The sequence below is a fragment of the Pseudomonas sp. HPB0071 genome (assembly GCF_000478505.2).
GTDB classification, from domain to species: domain Bacteria; phylum Pseudomonadota; class Gammaproteobacteria; order Pseudomonadales; family Pseudomonadaceae; genus Chryseomonas; species Chryseomonas luteola.
Map to the genome: position 1 here is coordinate 813,096 of NZ_KI517367.1, position 19,558 is coordinate 832,653.

Here is a 19,558-nt window from a genome sequence, read left to right on the forward strand (position 1 = left end):
GCAGCTCCTCAAATCCACAGCTTCTTGATGTTACGGCCGCCAAAGCTCAGGTTGACCATTGCGCGAGTCACCATGATGGCTGTGAACATGGAGGTGAAAATACCGAGCGACATTGTGACAGCGAAGCCCTTGACCGGGCCGGTGCCCATTGCAAACAGGATCGCGCCGACGAGAAGCGTAGTCAGGTTGGCATCGACAATCGCACTGAACGCCCTGCTGAAACCTTCATGAATGGCTCGCTGTACGTGCATACCATTCGCCAGTTCTTCACGGATACGCGAGAAGATCAATACGTTGGCATCAACCGCCATACCCATTGTCAGAACGATACCGGCAATACCTGGCAGCGTAAGCGTTGCATTAAGGACAGACATCAACCCGATCAAAAGAACCATGTTGAAGCCCAACGCCACTGTCGCGATCACACCAAAGACGCGGTAGATCACGATAATAAACAGGGAGACAAAAGCCATTCCCCAGAGCGCAGCATCAAGGCCCTTGGCAATATTATCTGCACCAAGGCTTGGGCCCAGCGTTCGCTCCTCAGCGAAATACATGGGCGCGGCAAGACCACCAGCACGCAACAGCAGCGCAAGCTCGGAGGCTTCACCAGAACCATTCAGCCCTGTAATACGGAAACTGTTGCCCAGCGCTGACTGGATGGTAGCCAGACTGATAATACGGCGATCTTCCTGGAAGCTTGGTACGGCGACATCCTTTTCAACACCATTAACGGTCTGACGCTCGTAGCGAGTCACCGGCTTCTGCTCAATGAACACAACGGCCATGCTGCGTCCAATGTTCCCACGCGTAGCACGACTCATCAGATCACCACCGTGACCATCCAGTTTGATGTTCACTTGCGGGCGACCATTTTCATCAAAGCTTGCAGAAGCGTCTGTAACCTGATCACCCGTAATGATTACACTGCGTTCCAGCGGAACGGATTGACGACCGGCATCACGGAACTCAAAGCTTTCTGTAGCACTGCGCGGAGTGTCTTGCGTTGCTGCCAGACGGAACTCCAGGTTCGCCGTCTTGCCGAGAATACGCTTCGCTTCTGCAGTGTCCTGTACGCCAGGCAACTCTACTACAATACGGTTGGCGCCTTGACGCTGAACAAGCGGCTCGGCCACACCCAGCTCGTTCACACGGTTACGAACAGTAGTAAGGTTCTGTTTGATGGAATATTCACGAATCTCCGTCAGCTTCGCCTGAGACAGTTCAAGGCGTAGCACCTGAAGATTGTCACGCGCTTCATTTGTCAGAACGAAGTCGTTGTAATTCTTTCGGATCAGATCGGACGCTTGTTCTAGCGCTTGCGCATCAGCAAAGCCTAGCTGAATGACATTGCCCTGCTGGGGAAGACTGCGGTAGCGGACTCTCTCGCGACGAAGCAGTGTCTTCACTTCGCTGTCGTACACTTTCATACGCGCATCGACAGCCTTATCCATGTCAACGGATAGCAGGAAATGCACACCACCCGACAGGTCAAGACCCAACTTCATTGGACTTGCGCCAAGCTTGCGCAGCCATTCGGGCGTAGTCGGGGCTAAGTTAAGCGCAACAACATAGTCATCACCCAAGGTCTTGCGCACTACGTCCTGAGCCGGCAATTGATCATCTGCCTTACTCAACCGAATGAGCCCGCGCTTACCGTCACTGGCAAGATCGACAGCCTTTACGCTGATATTGGCGTCGGCCAGCGCCTTGGTAATGTTATCCAATTCCGCCTGACTCACCGTCAGTTCCGTGCTTGAGCTGCTGATTTGAATAGCAGGATCATCGGGGTAGAGATTGGGCGCGGAATAAATGAAGCCGACCACCAGCACTGCCAGGATCAGCAGGTATTTCCATAAGGGATATTTATTGAGCATGACACCGCCCGGATTAAGAAACGAGGCGCCTTGCGCGCCCCGTGCATATACCTAGAGGTAGGATTAGATTGCTTTCAACGTGCCCTTGGGCAACGTAGCGGCAATCGCACCTTTCTGGAACTTGAGTTCGACAGTATCGGATACTTCGATAACCACGAAATCATCCGTCACCTTTACTACACGTCCAGCGATACCACCGGACGTTACCACTTCGTCACCCTTCTGTAGATTGCCCAGCAGGTTCTTGTGCTCCTTGGCACGCTTGGCCTGTGGACGCCAGATCAGAAAGTAAAAAATGACCACGAAACCGATCAGGAAAATGAATTGAATATATTCACCACCTGGTGCGGCAGCCGCCGGAGCAGTCTCCTGGGCATAGGCAGCGGGGATCAGAAAGCTCATTGCAATAACTCCTGTTGCAAAGTCTGGAAATCAATCTGCCAACGGCGGGGTAGGCAAGCCGCGGCGCGCATAGAAGGAATCGACGAAGTCGGCCAATTTACCCTGTTGAATAGCATCACGTAAACCAGACATCAGCCGTTGATAGTGACGCAGGTTATGGATTGTATTCAGCATGCTGCCTAGCATTTCGCCGCATTTATCCAAGTGATGCAGATAAGCACGGGAAAAGTTGCGGCAGGTATAGCAGTCGCAGGTCGGATCCAAGGGTGAATCGTCATGCCGGTGGACAGCATTACGAATCTTGAGAACGCCGGTATCAATGAATAAGTGCCCATTACGTGCGTTACGTGTAGGCATTACACAATCAAACATGTCGACGCCACGCCGCACACCTTCGACCAGATCTTCCGGCTTTCCAACACCCATGAGGTAACGAGGTTTGTCAGCAGGCAGATGCGGCGGAAGAAAGTCCAGAACCCTGATCATTTCTTCCTTCGGCTCTCCCACTGAAAGCCCGCCGATGGCGTAACCATCGAAACCGATGTTTTCCAGCCCCTCCAGCGAACGCAGACGTAGCTCCTCATGCATTCCGCCCTGGACAATGCCAAATAACGCCGAAGGGCTATCACCATGGGCAATACGTGAACGCTTGGCCCAGCGCAGCGACAGCTCCATGGAGCGCTTGGCTGTATCGAAGTCGGCAGGATACGGCGTGCACTCATCAAAGATCATGACGATGTCCGATCCCAGCGCTCGCTGAACGGCCATGGACTCTTCCGGCCCCATGAAGACCTTGGCACCATCGACTGGCGACGCAAAGTACACGCCCTCTTCCTTGATCTTGCGCAGCGCCCCCAGGCTGAATACCTGAAAGCCGCCAGAATCCGTAAGGATAGGGCCCTTCCATTGCATGAAGTCATGCAGATCACCGTGACGACCAATGACTTCGACCCCAGGCCTCAGCCACAGGTGGAATGTATTCCCCAGGATGATATGTGCCCCAATTGCCTCAATGTCCCGTGGCAACATGCCTTTGACGGTGCCGTATGTGCCAACCGGCATGAACGCAGGGGTTTCGACTACGCCGCGAGGAAAGCTCAGTCGGCCTCGACGGGCCCGGCCTTCGGTCGCCAGCAACTCAAACTTCATGAAACTCATTTCAGGACTCTGGCCCTTTGGCGTTTGGGTTACGGGTAATGAACATGGCATCACCATAACTAAAGAAACGGTAGTTTTGCTCAACGGCAGCGGCGTAGGCAGCCATTGTCTCGGGATAACCTGCAAAAGCCGAAACCAGCATCAGCAACGTCGACTCGGGCAAGTGAAAGTTGGTCACCAGCGCATCGACAACGTGAAAAGGTTTGCCAGGATAGAGGAAGATATCCGTATCGCCACTAAAAGCCTTGAGTTGACCGTCACGTGCAGCGCTTTCCAAGGAGCGGACACTGGTCGTGCCCACTGCAATGACGCGCCCGCCACGGCCCTTGCAGCGCTCGACGGCATCGACGACCGCCTGACTGACCTGCAACCACTCTCGATGCATATGATGATCTTCGATGCGATCGACCCGAACGGGCTGGAACGTACCGGCCCCCACATGCAACGTCACGAATTCGGTTTCGATACCCTTTTCGCGAATGGCTTGCAGCATGGCTTCGTCAAAATGAAGCCCTGCCGTCGGCGCAGCCACAGCCCCTGCATTGCGAGCATAAACAGTCTGATAACGCTCCCGGTCCTCTTCTTCATCCGGGCGATCAATGTAGGGCGGCAGCGGCATGTGCCCTATCCGCTCCAGAAGCCCTAGCACAGGCTCTGCAAAGCGCAGCTCGAACAGCGCATCATGTCGCGCCAGCATTTCCGCCTCACCGCCACCCTCGATATGGATGACTGCACCCGGCTTGGGAGACTTGCTGGAACGCACATGAGCCAAGACCCTGAATTCATCCAGGACACGCTCGACAAGTATTTCAAGCTTTCCGCCACTGGCTTTTTGCCCAAACAATCGCGCAGGAATAACCCGCGTATCGTTGAAGATCATGAGATCCTCTGGACGCAGATAGTCCAGCAGGTCGGAAAACTGCTGATGATTGATCGCTCCAGAAGGTCCGTCCAGCACCAGCAGCCGGCTTGCGCGGCGCTCGGATAGCGGATGACGTGCTATGAGCGATTCAGGTAGTTCAAAATAAAAATCGGAAACTTGCATGCAGGCTCATCTCGAAAGGTCGCACAGCTTACCGGAAGAGATGAAATAAGACCATTTAAAGCGTTGACTCGAAACAATCTCATCCCTATACTGCGCCGCCATTGCCTCGGTGGCGGAATCGGTAGACGCGGCGGATTCAAAATCCGTTTCTGGCGACAGAGTGAGAGTTCGAGTCTCTCCCGAGGCACCATACAAAGTTTTCAGGACTTCCCACCAAGTCCCGAAACATCAGAAGAACCGGCCTTAGAGCCGGTTTTTTTGTGTCTCTCTATCCTGCCCTCTTCTGGCTCTCCCAAGTAATAACTACTTCCTTGGTATAAAGCGCCTCAGGCGTGCCTTGGAGTAGATCATTACAAGCCAACGCGAAAGATTCATCCCCCCGATCTCTCTATGCATCGTTCTGCACCGTTTAACGCAGGCTTGAGCGGTCTTCCTGCCTCACCGCTTTACCCAACCTTTACCTGCCTTGACGTCACGCGACAGCCGTACGGTGCTTTATAGCAGCGAGGCAAAAGCTCTTGCTGAAGGAGGTACGTATGCCAGGTCGAATATTGAAGGTAACCTTACTCATCGGCTGCCTTATCAGTGCAGGTGAAGCCGCGGCTTTTGAGCGTGAGCGGATTTATGGGCCGCCGCCTCACCATGAGAATTACAAAGCCCCTATTACTTACCGTCAGCTTCAAAGGCTGCACTACCATAGGCTCCACGCAAGACACTATTACGCTCCGCCGCCACGTCATCGTGCCCATTATCACAAGCCTGCGCCGACGTATTACAGGCCCGCTTTCCAATGGTGATTAAAAGCCAGTTGACGCTTTGTCTTAAAGCCTCGTCTTGCACGAGGCTTTTTAATAGTGCATGAACGCCAGGCACACTCCTCCAAGCCTCTTCCGCCAAACGGCGAGAACTCAGGGACCGGAAGTCATGTCATTCTGATACATCTGAGGGGATATGGATATGAAGAACCTGCTGGCCGCATTAGTCAGTCAACTCGCTTGCGAAGGCAAGGTGGAATGCCTGGAAAGAGATGAGAATTTCGCCAGAGTCATTGTCACGACACCCCACGGCATCATTGTCGAGAGGGATCTACACGCCACCCAGCTTCATCATGCCGTTCTGCTCAAGGCTGTCGCCGATGAGATAAAAGAAGAAATTCAGGAACGAACCCTGCGTCTTTATGGTGATATTTCCGAATGCTAGCGGCACTCGGCTGACGCCCACTTCCCACCGTTTGGTATTTGAGCATAAGGGTTAGCATGATCGTACGCCCTCAGACCCCATCGCTATGGGCGCTGCTGTTTTCTCTGAAAGGCTCCATTATTCCCGCCATCTGGAAGCGAGTGCTCTACACGGTGCTGCTAAGCTCCTTTGTCGTAGCCACGCATGGCACCCTCTACCACTACAAGGTTATTTTGACAGCTACGCCTTTTACACTTTGGGGACTGACGCTGGCGATATTCTTGGGCTTTCGTAATAGCGTGGCCTACCAGCGCTTTTGGGAAGCGCGGAACCTGTGGGGAGAACTGCTCATCGTCTCTCGCAACCTAGTGCGGCAAACGTTGAGTTTTTTTCCTGGAATGACTGTTGAAGAGCGACGCTCCATAGCCCTTCAACTGACCGCATTCAGCCATGCGCTTCGCGACCACTTGAGAAACGATGACCCAACGCCCGACCTGAAGCGCCTTCTGACACAGAACGACTGCGCCCGGGCGCTGGCAGCCGCCAATCGGCCTAATGTGATACTGGGTCTTATTGGACAGAACATCAGTCAGTTGATGCGGCAACACAACTCCAGCGAAATTCTTCTTAGCTCTGTAGATCAACAGATCAGTCGCCTCTCCTATGTGCTGGGAGGCTGTGAACGCATCAGAAATACACCTATCCCCTATCCCTATATTCTGATGCTGCATCGCACCGTACACATTTACTGTTTTCTACTACCGTTCTGCCTGGTGGATAGCATTGGCTGGTTTACTCCACTTGCTGTTTGCGTACTGGCGTATACCTTTTTTGGACTGGATGCCCTGGGAGATCAGATAGCGGACCCTTTCGATAAGATGCCAAACGACCTGCCACTCAATGCCATGTGCAGAGGTCTGGAAATCTCCCTGCTTGAACTGCTGGATGAACGAGACCTCCCGCCCCCTCTACACCCTCAGGACGGTTTATTGCTGTAAGCCTTTCGAGGAAAGACAGGCTTGCCATGCTAACTACAAGGTGTTGCAGTAGAACGCTTATTACGAACAGCAACGCCTCATGCCACGAACCCTATCCCTGCCTACCAGAAAATACCCACCCGCCGGTCTTGCCAGGCGACTAGCTGCAAGCCTCTATGACAGCATTCTGCTTGTTGCCTTGGTAATGGTGGCTATATTGGGTTATTTCGGCGGGTTGGCGGCCTGGATGGGAGGTTCCCGCCTCAAGGCAATGGCCGAACAAGGGGAGCTGATAGGCGACCCTATATTGAGCATCCTGATTGTATTGGTCAGCTTTGCTTACTTTGCGGGCTACTGGATACATAACGGCCAAACGCTCGGCATGCAGGCCTGGAAGATCCGAATACAAAATACCGACGGCACAAGGATTAGTCTGCCTCAAGCCGCCCTGCGCTTCGCCGCCGCTCTTTTCTCGTATCTCTGCCTAGGGGTAGGCCTTTTATGGATACTCGTCGATACACGCAGGCGAAGCTGGTCTGATCTGGCTTCCAAGAGCCAAACCATACATATCTTGGAGTAGGACACAAAAAAGGCCGAACAGATGAATGTTCAGCCTTTTTCGTGAGGACATCAGCCCGCTTTACGCAATAACCATATGCCTGCCAATGCACAGACTCCTGCAGGCACCAGGACCGCCAATATGGGTGAGAATCCAAATACCAGACTGGAGGGCCCCAACAGGTCCTGAGCAATACGGAATACGAATCCTACTACCACACCGGTAAAAATACGCTGACCCAATGTTACCGAGCGCAGCGGGCCGAAGATGAATGAAATGGCCATTAATACAAGTGCTGCTGTCACCAGCGGCTGGAATACCTTGCCCCAGAACGCCAGCCAGTAAGAGGCATTATTAAGCCCCTGATCCGCCAGGTAATGGATGTACCACCACAAACCAGAAATGGACAAAGCATCGGGCTCCATCACAACGGTGTCGAGTATTTGTGGTGTCAGTTCGATGTCCCAATTTTCTGTTGGAGCTGTTATGACCTCGGTGTGACGATCACGGAAGTGGGTCGTGGAGATCGTTTGCAGCTCCCAATGGTCGCCTCGGTACTCGGCACGCTTGGCAAAACTTGCCGACAGCAAATGGCGCTGCTCATCAAACTGATAACGTGTAATACCAAACAGAACACCGTTGGGCTGCACCGCATTGATATGAACGTACTCACGTCCCTGACGATGCCACAGGCCATGCTTGGAACTCTGGGCATCACCGCCGCCCTGCGCCATTGCACGGTTGCTCTGAGCAATGTTTTCCGACCAGGGAGCGACATATTCACCAATAAGCACGCCTGCAAGCATGATCAGCAGCATAGGCTTCATGACAGCCCAGACAATTCGAGCCAGCGAGACACCAGCGGCTCGCATGATGATCAGCTCGCTGCTACTGGCCAGCGAGCCCAGGCCAATCAGACAGCCTATCAGCGCTGCCATGGGCAGGAGCTCATAAGCCCGCCGCGGGCCAGTCAACAGTACATACGTAAGCGCCTGCAGGGCGCCGTAGTTATCATCGAAATCCCCTAGCTGATCGATATAGGCAAACAGCAAGGCCAATCCAAGAATAACGCCAAGAACAGCCAGAATACTGACTAGAACCGAGCGACCTATATAACGATCGAGTTTACTCATGACCTCTCTCCGTAGCACGGCGGCGCATGGACAGGCGCAACGGCTCCCAGAAGGCCAGCAGCAAACCTAACGCAAGAAACAACAGATGAACCGGCCAAAGACCGATGGCAGGCGGAAGCTTGCCCTTATCGAGCGAGCCACGGGCGGCAATCAGCAGGGAAAGGTAGGCCATATAAAGCAGGATGGCGGGCAGTAGTTTAAGGAAGCGTCCCTGACGTGGATTGACACGCGATAACGGCACGGCAATCAGCGTCACGATGAAAACCAGCACCGGAATGGAAAGACGCCACTGCAGCTCGGCCTTCTGACGGATGTCATCACTGGACATCAGGGCACGTGTCGGAATCGCTTCGCGTGCACCTACATCCGTACTGACTTCAGGTTTAGGAAGCAACACTCCGTAGGTATCGTATTGAACCGCACGATAGTCCGCCTGGCCTGGGGTACCGTCATACCGGAAACCATTTTCCAGAATCAGGTAACGACTGCCATCGGAATGGATTTCCTGGTGGCCCTTATCGGCGATCAGCACACCAATGCCCCGATCAGACCCGGCCTTGGCTTCATTCTTTTCAGAAATAAAGACGCCCGAGAGCTGGGTACGATCATTGCTGAGCGCTTCGGTATAGGTCACCCGCGAGCCATCACGCAGCGACTGGAAGCGACCGGGCGCCAGGGTGTCGAACTCGGTCAGCGCATCCTGCTGATTCAGGATCTCACCCACACGCTGAACGCCCATAGGGGTCAGCGACAGACTCAACCAGGCAACAACAAGCGCAATGAGTGTTGCCGGTGCCATCGTATAGGCCAGGAGGCGTTGCTGACTCATTCCGGTAGCGGAAAGGACCGTCATCTCACTTTCCAGGTACAGACGGCCATAGGAGAGCAGAATCCCCAAAAATAGACCAAGCGGCAGAATCAGCTCTAGGAAACCGGGAATCCGGTATCCCATGATCATCATCAAGGCGCCAGGATCCAGGATACCCTGCGCAGCTTGAGCCAGATATTTAATGAAGCGACCACTCATGATGATCACCAGCAAAACGGCGCTTACCGCGCCCATGGTGGTGAGAACTTCACGTGCTAGATAACGAAAGACGATCAAACAAGGCTCTCCAGGGTTGTCAGGCTCAGGCGCGTACGCTCAAACTAGCCGCCGTTGCTAAACCGACCCGCGCAAGGCAGCCCGCAGGGCGGCCCCGGCGAAAATAGCTGGCATTATCCTGCAAACCTACTCGTTTGTCTTGGGGAGCTTCTCGTAATGGAATTTCTCGTTAAAAGTGCAAGTCCGGAAACACTGAAAACAGCCACACTGGTTCTTGCTGTTGGTGAACATGGTTATATGGACGCCTCGGCGGCCGCGATCGATACCGCTACCGGTGGCGCCCTGAGCGCTGCAGTCAAGCGCGGTGATCTGGCAGGCAAACCGGGGCAGACGCTGCTGCTGACCGGCCTTACCGGTTTGAAAGCCGAGCGCGTTTTGCTGGTGGGCACTGGAAATACTGAAGAAGGCCTGGGCGATCGCGCATATCGCAAAGTGGTCAGCGCAGCATTAGGCGTACTCAAAGGTTTGGGCGGTACTGATGCCGCCTTCTTCCTCGGCGATGTAAACGTCAAGCAGCGTGACAGCTATGCGAAGGCTCGCCTGCTGGCTGAAACGCTGGCGGATGGCCTGTATGTTTTCGATCGTTTCAAGAGCAAGAAAGCCGAGCCTCGTGCTCTGAAGAAAATCATTCTGGCAGGCAGCAAGGCCGCTCAAGTTGATATGGAGCGAGGCCTTGCCCACGCCCAGGCCATTGCTGCAGGCGTTGCCTATGCCAAGGATTTTGGCAACCTGCCGCCAAACATCTGTAACCCCGCCTACATTGAGGACGAAGCCAAAGCACTTGGCAAGCAGTACAAGGAAACCGGCCTCAAAGTCGATGTACTGGACGAAAAGAAGATGCGCGAGCTGGGCATGGGTTCGTTTCTCGCCGTGGCACAAGGCAGCGAGCAACCGCCCCGCCTGGTAGTGCTTCAATACAAGGGTGCTGCAAAAGACACAGCCCCCCATGTTCTGGTCGGCAAAGGCATTACGTTCGATACCGGCGGCATCAGCATCAAGCCCAGCCAGGGCATGGATGAGATGAAATACGACATGTGTGGTGCTGCCAGCGTACTGGGTACATTCCGTGCCGCGCTCGAGCTCAAGCTCCCAATCAACCTGGTAGGCCTGTTGGCTTGCGCCGAAAACATGCCTAGTGGAACGGCGACCCGCCCTGGCGACATCGTCACAACCATGAGCGGTCAGACGGTGGAAATCCTCAATACAGACGCTGAAGGCCGTCTGGTGCTGTGCGATACATTAACCTATGCCGAGCGCTTCAAGCCCCAGTCCGTGATCGATATCGCTACACTGACCGGCGCCTGCGTCACAGCCCTGGGGTCGGTTGTCTCTGGCCTGCTAGGTAACGATGACAACCTGATCCAGCAGATCAAAGCCGCCGGCGATGCGGCTGATGACCGCGTATGGCAGTTGCCTCTGCATGATGAGTATCAAGAGCAACTCGACAGTCCCTTCGCTGATATCGCAAACATTGGTGGCCCTAAAGCAGGCACCATTACGGCAGCGTGCTTCCTGTCGCGCTTTGCCAAGAACTACAAATGGGCTCACCTGGATATCGCTGGCACCGCCTGGATCAGTGGTGGCAAGGACAAGGCCTCTACCGGCCGCCCCGTCCCATTGCTTATGCAGTATCTGCTAGACCGCAGCCAAGGCTGAATCGGTGCAGCGCGATAGGGTTCGCTTCCCTATCGCGCCGCTGCTGCCAGCCATACTCCGGAGCCAGACATGACCCGTGTCGACTTCTATGTTCTTCCCAGCGACGACCCTGACGCTCGACTGACGTTTGCATGCCGCCTCGCCGAAAAAGCGTGGAGACAGCAGATGCAGACGTATATCCATTGCGCTGACGAAGCCCAACGCAGTCAGCTGGACGAACGGCTTTGGGACTTCCGTCCCGACAGCTTCCTGCCTCACGATTTTGCCGAGGACAAGCCGGATAGCCCAGTCCTGCTGGGTATTGACACCCAACAGGAGCGAACCGGCGAACTGTTGATCAACCTGGATACTCGTATTCCTGCTTTTTTTGCCGGCTTCAGCAGAATTGCCGAACTGGTCATCGAAGAGGCTTCAATACGCAAAGCGGCTCGTGAGAATTTCCGCTTTTACCGAGAGCGCGGCTATGCTTTACAAGACCATCGTCTGCCGCGAGTCTGACAATCATGGACAAAGACCTCCCGCCTCGCCCGGCACATCTCATGAATGATCTGGAATCGATCCGCCAGCTACTGGATAAACACGACCTTCCCATGCTTACCGACCGGCTGGACCAGGATGGTATTCCTGTACTGTCCGATGTAGTCGTACCCTCTATTGAACGGCTAAGCGCTATTCCTCCGCTGCTTGATCAGATCGAGCCGGAGCGCGTTTCTCGACAGGATGAGGAATCCCTGGAGGAGCTACTTCGCCAGGAAGCGCGCCTCATACTCCAGGAGGTCATTGCCGAATTCGCACCTAAAGTTGAAGCCGAACTGCAAAAACGCCTGGATGCCCGCCTCGATGAACTGATCAGGCAGCGCGAGCAGGTCTGATTACAAGACGGTCAGTGTTGCGATCAATCGCACCTGACCGTTATCCCCGTTATACTCAAAGGCTTTCCCTCTTCAGACGCCTTTGCCAACGTACATGGACAAGACTTACCAGCCACACGACATCGAAACCTCTTGGTACCAGACCTGGGAATCCAAGGGATACTTCGCGCCTCAGGGCTCCGGCGAGCCCTATACCATTATGATTCCGCCGCCCAACGTCACCGGCAGCCTGCACATGGGCCATGGCTTTAACAATGCCATCATGGACGCCCTGATCCGCTTCCGCCGCATGCAGGGCCGCAATACCCTGTGGCAGCCCGGTACGGACCACGCAGGCATTGCCACCCAGATGGTGGTGGAGCGCCAATTGAGTGCGCAGGGCGTCAGCCGTCATGATCTGGGTCGCGAGAAGTTTCTAGAGAAAGTCTGGGAATGGAAAAACGAGTCTGGCGGCAACATCACTCGCCAGATTCGTCGCCTGGGCTCTTCCGTAGACTGGTCACGCGAACGCTTCACCATGGATGACGGTCTGTCTGAAGCAGTCAAGGAAGCCTTTGTCCGTCTGCACGAGGACGGCCTGATTTATCGCGGCAAGCGCTTGGTCAACTGGGATACCAAGCTGCATACGGCTATCTCCGATCTGGAAGTCGAGAACCATGATGAGAAAGGCTCATTGTGGAACCTGCGCTATCCCCTGACTGATGGTGCCAAGACGGCAGAGGGCAAGGATTACCTGATCGTTGCCACGACCCGCCCGGAAACCATGTTGGGCGACTCCGCCGTAGCGGTACATCCTGAAGATGAGCGCTACAAGGCACTGATCGGCAAATTCATCGAGCTGCCGCTGGTAGGCCGTCGCATCCCGATCGTGGGCGACGATTATTGTGATCCAGAATTTGGCACAGGTTGCGTCAAAATCACCCCTGCTCACGACTTCAATGACTATGAGGTCGGCAAGCGCCATAACCTGCCCCTGATCAATATTTTCGATAAAAACGCAGCGGTACTCGCCACCGCACAAGTATTCAACCTGGATGGCAGCGTAAACACTGAAGTCGACGCAGGGATTCCGTCCGCATACGCGGGCCTGGATCGTTTCGAAGCCCGCAAGCAGATCGTAGCGGCCTTTGACTCTGCCGGTCTTCTAGAGAAAATTGAAGACCATGCGCTGAAAGTACCCAAGGGCGATCGCTCCGGCACTGTTATTGAGCCTTGGCTGACCGATCAATGGTACGTCTCCACCAAGCCTCTGGCTGAAAAAGCCATTGAGGTTGTGGAAAACGGCTCTATTCAGTTCGTACCCAAACAGTACGAGAACATGTACTTTTCCTGGATGCGTGATATTCAGGATTGGTGCATCAGCCGTCAGCTCTGGTGGGGCCACCGTATTCCGGCGTGGTATGACGAGGCTGGCAACGTCTATGTTGGTCGCGATGAAGCGGAAGTCCGCAGCAAGCACAATTTGGGCGAGATCGCGCTGCGCCAGGACGACGACGTACTCGACACCTGGTTCAGCTCGGGTCTGTGGACATTCTCTACCCTCGGCTGGCCGGAACAGACCGAATTTTTAAAGACGTTCCACCCCACCGACGTTCTGGTAACCGGCTTTGACATCATCTTCTTCTGGGTCGCCCGGATGATCATGCTGTCTACTCACCTGACTGGGCAGATTCCGTTCAAAACCGTCTACGTTCACGGTCTTGTACGCGACGGTCAGGGCCAGAAGATGTCCAAATCCAAGGGCAACGTGCTTGACCCGCTGGATATCGTCGATGGCATTGATCTGGAGAGCCTGCTGCAGAAGCGCACCAGCGGCATGATGCAGCCCAAGCTGGCGGAAAAGATTGCCAAGCAGACCCGTGCTGAATTCCCGGAAGGCATTGCCAGCTACGGTACTGATGCCCTGCGTTTCACATTCTGCTCCCTGGCCTCCACCGGCCGCGATATCAAATTCGATATGGGCCGTGTCGAGGGCTTCCGCAATTTCTGCAACAAGATCTGGAATGCGGCCAACTTCGTGCTGGAAAACACCGAAGGCAAGGACTGTGGCGTCAATGACGAACCGGTCGAATTGTCTTCTGTGGATCGCTGGATCATCTCTCAACTGCAGCGTACAGAAGCTGAAGTGACTCGCCAGCTGGAACAGTTCCGCTTCGACCTGGCTACTCAGGCACTCTATGAATTCATCTGGGATGAATACTGCGCCTGGTATCTGGAGCTAGTGAAGCCGGTATTGTGGGATGAAAACGCCTCTATCGAACGTCAGCGCGGCACACGCCGTACCTTGGTACGTGTGCTGGAGGTTGCACTGCGTCTGGCGCACCCGTTCATGCCTTTCATCACGGAAGAAATCTGGCATCGCATCGCACCGCTGGCCGGCCAACAGGGCGAAACCCTCATGCTGCAGACTTGGCCCATTGCCAATGAGGCCCGTATCGATAGCGCGGCTGAGGGTGATATCGAGTGGATCAAGGCGCTGATGCTAGGAGTGCGTCAGATTCGTGGTGAGATGAACATCTCCATGGCTAAGCGCATCGACATTCTGCTCAAGCATGCCAGCGCTGAAGATCAGCGACGCATGAGCGAAAACGAGCCCCTACTCAAGAAGCTGGCCAAGTTCGAGTCGATCCGCATTCTGGCTGCCGATGAAGAGGCACCGCTTTCTGCTACAGCGCTTGTTGGCGAGATGGAGGTGTTGGTACCGATGGCAGGTCTGATCGACAAGGCTGCTGAACTGGGTCGTCTGGATAAGGAAATCCAGCGTCTGGAAGGCGAGGTAAAGCGCGTAGGAGGCAAGCTGAACAACGCCGGCTTCGTGGACAAGGCGCCAGCCGAGGTGATTGCCAAAGAACGCGCCAAGCTGGCCGAAGCCGAGCAGGCGCTCGCCAAGCTGGCCGAACAGCGTGGACGAATCGCCAGCCTGTAACGGTTGAATGCCACCATAGGCCCGCTTAGGCGGGCCTTTTGATTTGTTATCGATGGATGCTCAAGGATTGGACAATGGACGTAAGCAAAACCAAGACAAGCTTCTACCGCCGCCTGTACGTCGCCTGGCTGGTCGACTCTGGAGTCGCAACGAGTGTACCGGCCCTGATGGAAGCGACAGGCATGCCCAGACGTACTGCACAGGACACCCTTTCGGCGTTGAGCGATCTGGATATCGACTGTGCATTTGAGCAGACCGAAGGCGCTCGCAACCATGCAGGACATTATGTCATCCGTGATTGGGGCGCTATCGATAAGCGCTGGATCCGCTCCAACCTCCCCACCATAAAAGCCCTGCTGGGCTACCCCTAATCGTTCGAGCCTTTTCATGACTCAGCCACCCAAGCGCCCCGCTGCCCCCAACCTGAATAAAGGGGTTCTGCATCCCCGCAACCGTCACCAGGGGCGCTATGATTTTGCCAAGATGATCAAGGCCTGCCCTGAACTGGCGCCCTTCGTCATCATCAACCCCTACGGCAAGCAAAGCATCGACTTTGCCAATCCTGCCGCTGTCAAAGTCTTCAATCGCGCCCTGCTCCGGCAATATTATGGAATTGCCCACTGGGACATCCCGGAAGGCTATTTATGCCCCCCTATTCCAGGCCGCGCAGATTATGTTCATTCCTTGGCAGACCTGCTGACTGAACGTAATGAGGGTATTGTTCCTCGTGGCGCTATGATCAAGGCGCTGGATATAGGGGTTGGCGCCAACTGCATCTATCCGCTGATTGGCCATCACGAGTACGGCTGGCATTTCGTTGGGGCCGATATCGACGCAACGGCGCTGGCCTCCGCCAAGACCATCCTGCAAGGCAATCAGCTGACCAAGGCCATATCGTTACGGCAGCAGACCGAGCAGAACCGCACGTTTCGAAACATCATCGCCCCAGATGATCGTTTCGATATAACCCTCTGCAATCCGCCCTTTCACACCTCTCTGGAAGAAGCGCGCAGCGGCAGTCAGCGCAAGTGGAAAAACCTTGGCAAACTGGACCCGAAGCGCAAATTGCCCGTACTCAACTTCGGGGGTCAGGGCGCTGAGCTATGGTGCAAGGGCGGTGAAGCCCGCTTTGTACGCACCTTGGCAGAAGACAGTGCCTGCTATGGTCCGCAGGTGTTCTGGTTTAGTACTCTGGTGTCCAAGGTTTCTAATGTCGACAGTCTGGTGGCTGCTCTAAAGCAGGTCCATGCGGTAGATATCCGTACGATCGACATGTCCCAAGGTCAGAAACGCAGCCGGCTGGTGGCCTGGACTTTTCTTTCACCGGATGCTCAAGACCAATGGCGCCGCACACGCTGGATCAAGAATGCCGATTAAGCCCGTCGCACGGGTGCGGTACACTATCAGGCCACATCTGATTTTCGCGGCAATGTCGCCTGCGCTTCATTGATAGAGAGTCCCATGCCCATTCGCCACGCTATCGTTCACCTGATCGACAAGAAACCCGACGGTCAGCCCGCTACGCTGCATGCCCGTGAAGCCGAGCTCGAGGCATCCCAGGCCATCGAAAACCTGATGGCCGATCTCAACGAAAGCTATAACGCCAAACCCAACAAGGCCTGGGGCCTGTTCCACAAGGAGTCCGGTGCCTATCCCTTCAGTGGCTGGCTCAATGAGTATCTGGACGGCGGCAAGAACTTTGTTGCATTCAGCCAGCAGGCCGTCGAGCACCTCAAGCAGCTTATGGAAGGCTCAAACCTTTCAACAGGCGGCCATGTTCTCTTTGCCCATTATCAGCAAGGCATGACGGATTACCTTGCCATTGCCCTGCTGCATCATAGTGAAGGCGTAACCGTAACCGACACCCTGGACGTAGCTCCCGCCAAACACCTGGACCTCGGGCAGCTTCATTTGGCGGCACGCATTAATATTTCTGAGTGGCGTAATAACAAGCAGTCCAAGCAATACATCTCCTTTATCAAGGGCAAGGGCGGCAAGAAAGTCTCGGATTATTTTCGTGACTTCATTGGCTGCCAGGAAGGTGTCGATGCGCCCAGCGAGACGCGCACCCTGCTCAAGGCCTTTAGCGACTATGTAGAAAGCGAAGACCTGCCTGAGGAGAAAGCCAAGGAAAAAACCGACACCCTGGTCGACTATGCCAGCACCCAGGCCCGTATTGGTGAGCCCATTGCCCTGGATGAACTGTCGGAGCTGATGAGTGAAGAGCAGCCCAAGGCCTTCTATGATTACATCCGCAACAAGGACTACGGACTTGCGCCTGAAATCCCTGCAGACAAGCGCACCCTCAACCAATTTCGCCGCTTTACAGGGCGCGCCGAGGGCCTGTCCATCAGCTTCGAGGCTCACCTGCTTGGCTCCAAGGTAGAGTACGACGAGTCTCAGGACGTATTGATCATCCGACAGATCCCTACCCAGCTAAAAGATCAGATCAAGCGCCGCAAGGACTGACCGCCAGGCAGAGCGACACCCTTGATCGCTCTGCCTGTCAGCCTCATCGCGTTTCGATATTGAATCCTATCCTGGGAAAGTGAACATGGACAATGCCGGCACGCTCGTCCTCACGTCTTAGAATTACTTCCTCTGTCCCGGCATAGAGCAATTCACCTTCTACCTCCTCCAGTCCATAATCCTGAGCTGAAACCGCTACACGATCGCCTTGAGCAAGGCCCGCCGGCAAGAACATTCCCCCTTCTGGAATAGGGGCAGGATCGGAATCATACGCAATGCGTATGGCCTCCTCTGCGCTCAGGTCGGAATAAGTGCCATGACCGAACCCCTGCACGCGGCCTAGCCAGGCGGATACTTCAGGATAAGTGTCCACCAGAGGCGCAGTCTGACGGGCCGACTGCAAAAACCAGAGGCAATGCGCCAGCGAGAAATCTGCGATAGAGGGAGCATTGAAGAGGTATTCGCCACTGCTGCGCGCCAATTGCTCCTCAAGTCGTGCCATTAGGGTGGGCCAATGTTGGGCCGCCTGCCTTGCCGTAACCCGAGGTGCATTTCCCTTTTCAAAAAGCGCCTTACGGTCCGCCATGAACGCTTGAGCCTGCTCAGGCGGAACATTGGCCATGCGCTCGGCGATGACGTCGGGCTGGAAAATCAGTGCCACGGCGTGCTGGAACACTACACTATCGGCCCAGGCTGCAAAGGCGCGACAGACAAACTCCTGGCCCTCTGGAAAGAGCGTAGGAGTGGCCTTAGCCTGCTCCAGGCGCTGCGCGATCAGCGCCGTATCACAATAGATATCTGCCCCAACCTGAAGCTCAGGCGTCTTACGATAGCCGCCGGTCAATGCGGTGAGATCCGGCTTTGGCATGACACGGGGAATGATGACGGAGCGCCAGGACAGCTGCTTGAAACCCATCAGCAGATGAACTTTTTCGGCAAACGGAGAGGTCCAGTAGTGATGCAGGATGAGATCGGTCATGCGCACGCCCTCTTATTGGAGAAGCGCAGAGTAACCGCCCTACCCTTTGAAGACTATCCTCCCTGAGCCACTATCATGGCTTCCTTGATGTTCTTTTTGAGTTTTTTAATGGCGCGTTCACGGCGAAGCGCTGCAGATTTGTCTACACACGGCTCCGTATAGACCAGTGCCTTGGCAGGACTTGAATGAAAAAAACGAGCCCCCTTGCCTTGTTGGTGAGCCTTGAAACGGCGCTGAGGGTCATTGCTGATGCCGCAGTAGAGTGAGCCATTTTCAGCTCTGACCAGATAGACGAACCATGGCCGCAGCGGATGAGTCATGGTCAAGGATAAGGGTAAGGCGTCCACGTACAGCAAGCCATTCAACCAGAGAGCGTAGCTGTATTCTCTCGCTTGGCCCGGTAAAAGGACAGCCTAATAAGAAAGGCGCCCTGAGGCGCCTTTCTTGATGGATCAGTGAAGGATCTGACCCAGGAAGAGCTTGGTACGCTCGTTTTGAGGATTATCGAAGAACTGATCCGGCGGAGCCTGCTCCACGATTTCACCCTTGTCCATGAAAATCACACGGTTTGCTACCGTTCGGGCAAAACCCATTTCGTGAGTCACGCACAGCATGGTCATGCCATCCTGAGCAAGACCGATCATGGTATCGAGCACCTCCTTTACCATTTCCGGGTCAAGCGCTGAGGTAGGCTCGTCAAACAGCATGATCTTGGGCTTCATACACAACGCACGGGCAATGGCCACACGCTGTTGCTGACCACCGGAGAGCTGTCCTGGATACTTGTGAGCCTGATCTGGAATGCGTACGCGCTTCAGATAATGCATCGCGACTTCTTCGGCTTCCTTCTTGGGTAGCTTACGTACCCAGATAGGGGCCAGCGTACAGTTTTCCAGTACCGTCAGATGAGGGAACAGATTGAAATGCTGGAAGACCATCCCGACTTCACGGCGAATGGCCTCGATGTTTTTCAGGTCCCCATTGAGCTCTACATCATCAACGACAATATTGCCCTTCTGATGCTCTTCCAGGCGATTGATGCAGCGGATCGTGGTCGACTTGCCTGACCCTGACGGGCCGCAGAGCACGATACGCTCGCCCTGTCGGACCGTCAGGTTGATGTCCTTAAGCACGTGGAACTGACCGTACCATTTGTTCACGTCTTGCATCTGGATCATGATCTTGTCACCGATGCCCAGAGTCTTGGCATTTTCACTCATG

19 protein-coding genes and 1 tRNA gene are annotated in these 19,558 nt (G+C 54.9%); 11 read left to right on the plus strand and 9 right to left on the minus strand.

From position 1 onward, the window contains the following. Positions 1–8: 8 nt before the first annotated feature. The 4 genes from secD to queA form a co-directional block, all read right to left on the minus strand. Entirely contained in the window at positions 9–1,877 is a 1,869-nt protein-coding gene (gene secD / locus HMPREF1487_RS04110) for a protein translocase subunit SecD (protein WP_010795333.1), read from the minus strand. A 63-nt stretch (positions 1,878–1,940) separates the two neighbouring features. Beyond that, positions 1,941–2,279 (minus strand): preprotein translocase subunit YajC, encoded by a 339-nt coding sequence (yajC, locus tag HMPREF1487_RS04115; protein ID WP_010795334.1) that lies wholly within the window; start codon positions 2,277–2,279, stop codon positions 1,941–1,943. 30 nt (positions 2,280–2,309) lie between these two features. Beyond that, positions 2,310–3,428, minus strand: a complete 1,119-nt coding sequence (gene tgt, locus HMPREF1487_RS04120) for a tRNA guanosine(34) transglycosylase Tgt (protein ID WP_037030442.1) — start codon at positions 3,426–3,428, stop codon at positions 2,310–2,312. Positions 3,429–3,438: 10 nt separating this feature from the next. After that, positions 3,439–4,482: a tRNA preQ1(34) S-adenosylmethionine ribosyltransferase-isomerase QueA gene (queA, locus tag HMPREF1487_RS04125; RefSeq protein ID WP_010795336.1), complete on the minus strand. Its 1,044-nt coding sequence runs from the start codon at positions 4,480–4,482 to the stop codon at positions 3,439–3,441. Positions 4,483–4,585: 103 nt separating this feature from the next. On the opposite strand from queA, the gene HMPREF1487_RS04130 reads away from it, so the two are divergent. From HMPREF1487_RS04130 to HMPREF1487_RS04150, 4 genes are all read left to right on the plus strand, one after another. Next, positions 4,586–4,672, plus strand: a tRNA-Leu gene (locus HMPREF1487_RS04130). Between the two features lie 767 nt (positions 4,673–5,439). Further along, positions 5,440–5,682, plus strand: coding sequence for a hypothetical protein (locus HMPREF1487_RS04140; RefSeq protein WP_010795338.1), 243 nt, complete (start codon positions 5,440–5,442; stop codon positions 5,680–5,682). 56 nt (positions 5,683–5,738) lie between these two features. Next, the gene (locus HMPREF1487_RS04145; RefSeq protein WP_010795339.1) at positions 5,739–6,659 is read left to right on the plus strand and encodes a bestrophin family protein; all 921 of its coding nucleotides are present in this window, start codon (positions 5,739–5,741) and stop codon (positions 6,657–6,659) included. A gap of 79 nt (positions 6,660–6,738) precedes the next feature. After that, positions 6,739–7,218, plus strand: coding sequence for an RDD family protein (locus tag HMPREF1487_RS04150; RefSeq protein ID WP_010795340.1), 480 nt, complete (start codon positions 6,739–6,741; stop codon positions 7,216–7,218). A gap of 50 nt (positions 7,219–7,268) precedes the next feature. On the opposite strand, the gene lptG is transcribed toward HMPREF1487_RS04150, so the two are convergent. After that, the gene (lptG, locus tag HMPREF1487_RS04155) at positions 7,269–8,330 is read right to left on the minus strand and encodes an LPS export ABC transporter permease LptG (protein ID WP_010795341.1); all 1,062 of its coding nucleotides are present in this window, start codon (positions 8,328–8,330) and stop codon (positions 7,269–7,271) included. Then, positions 8,323–9,435, minus strand: a complete 1,113-nt coding sequence (lptF, locus tag HMPREF1487_RS04160; RefSeq protein ID WP_010795342.1) for an LPS export ABC transporter permease LptF — start codon at positions 9,433–9,435, stop codon at positions 8,323–8,325. Before lptF ends, lptG begins: the two co-directional genes overlap by 8 nt. Before the next feature lie 156 nt (positions 9,436–9,591). Between lptF and HMPREF1487_RS04165 the strand changes: the two genes are divergently transcribed. From HMPREF1487_RS04165 to yejK, 7 genes are all read left to right on the plus strand, one after another. Then, the gene (locus HMPREF1487_RS04165) at positions 9,592–11,091 is read left to right on the plus strand and encodes a leucyl aminopeptidase (RefSeq protein WP_010795343.1); all 1,500 of its coding nucleotides are present in this window, start codon (positions 9,592–9,594) and stop codon (positions 11,089–11,091) included. A gap of 69 nt (positions 11,092–11,160) precedes the next feature. Beyond that, positions 11,161–11,589, plus strand: coding sequence for a DNA polymerase III subunit chi (locus HMPREF1487_RS04170; RefSeq protein WP_010795344.1), 429 nt, complete (start codon positions 11,161–11,163; stop codon positions 11,587–11,589). Between the two features lie 5 nt (positions 11,590–11,594). Continuing rightward, a complete protein-coding gene (locus tag HMPREF1487_RS04175; protein WP_010795345.1) occupies positions 11,595–11,963 on the plus strand; it encodes a hypothetical protein in 369 nt (122 codons plus the stop codon). A 94-nt stretch (positions 11,964–12,057) separates the two neighbouring features. Further along, a complete protein-coding gene (locus tag HMPREF1487_RS04180) occupies positions 12,058–14,889 on the plus strand; it encodes a valine--tRNA ligase (RefSeq protein WP_010795346.1) in 2,832 nt (943 codons plus the stop codon). Positions 14,890–14,963: 74 nt separating this feature from the next. Beyond that, on the plus strand, positions 14,964–15,260 hold the full coding sequence (locus HMPREF1487_RS04185; RefSeq protein WP_010795347.1) for a winged helix-turn-helix domain-containing protein: 297 nt from the start codon (positions 14,964–14,966) through the stop codon (positions 15,258–15,260). Positions 15,261–15,276: 16 nt separating this feature from the next. Beyond that, a complete protein-coding gene (gene rlmF, locus HMPREF1487_RS04190) occupies positions 15,277–16,266 on the plus strand; it encodes a 23S rRNA (adenine(1618)-N(6))-methyltransferase RlmF (protein WP_010795348.1) in 990 nt (329 codons plus the stop codon). Positions 16,267–16,350: 84 nt separating this feature from the next. Then, positions 16,351–17,358, plus strand: a complete 1,008-nt coding sequence (gene yejK / locus HMPREF1487_RS04195; RefSeq protein WP_010795349.1) for a nucleoid-associated protein YejK — start codon at positions 16,351–16,353, stop codon at positions 17,356–17,358. A 43-nt stretch (positions 17,359–17,401) separates the two neighbouring features. On the opposite strand, the gene HMPREF1487_RS04200 is transcribed toward yejK, so the two are convergent. The 3 genes from HMPREF1487_RS04200 to HMPREF1487_RS04210 form a co-directional block, all read right to left on the minus strand. Beyond that, a complete protein-coding gene (locus HMPREF1487_RS04200) occupies positions 17,402–18,337 on the minus strand; it encodes a glutathione S-transferase family protein (protein WP_010795350.1) in 936 nt (311 codons plus the stop codon). A 53-nt stretch (positions 18,338–18,390) separates the two neighbouring features. Continuing rightward, positions 18,391–18,657 (minus strand): GIY-YIG nuclease family protein, encoded by a 267-nt coding sequence (locus HMPREF1487_RS04205; protein ID WP_010795351.1) that lies wholly within the window; start codon positions 18,655–18,657, stop codon positions 18,391–18,393. A 132-nt stretch (positions 18,658–18,789) separates the two neighbouring features. Then, complete coding sequence (locus HMPREF1487_RS04210; RefSeq protein ID WP_010795352.1) at positions 18,790–19,557, minus strand: amino acid ABC transporter ATP-binding protein; 768 nt, start codon at positions 19,555–19,557, stop codon at positions 18,790–18,792. Position 19,558 lies beyond the last annotated feature (1 nt).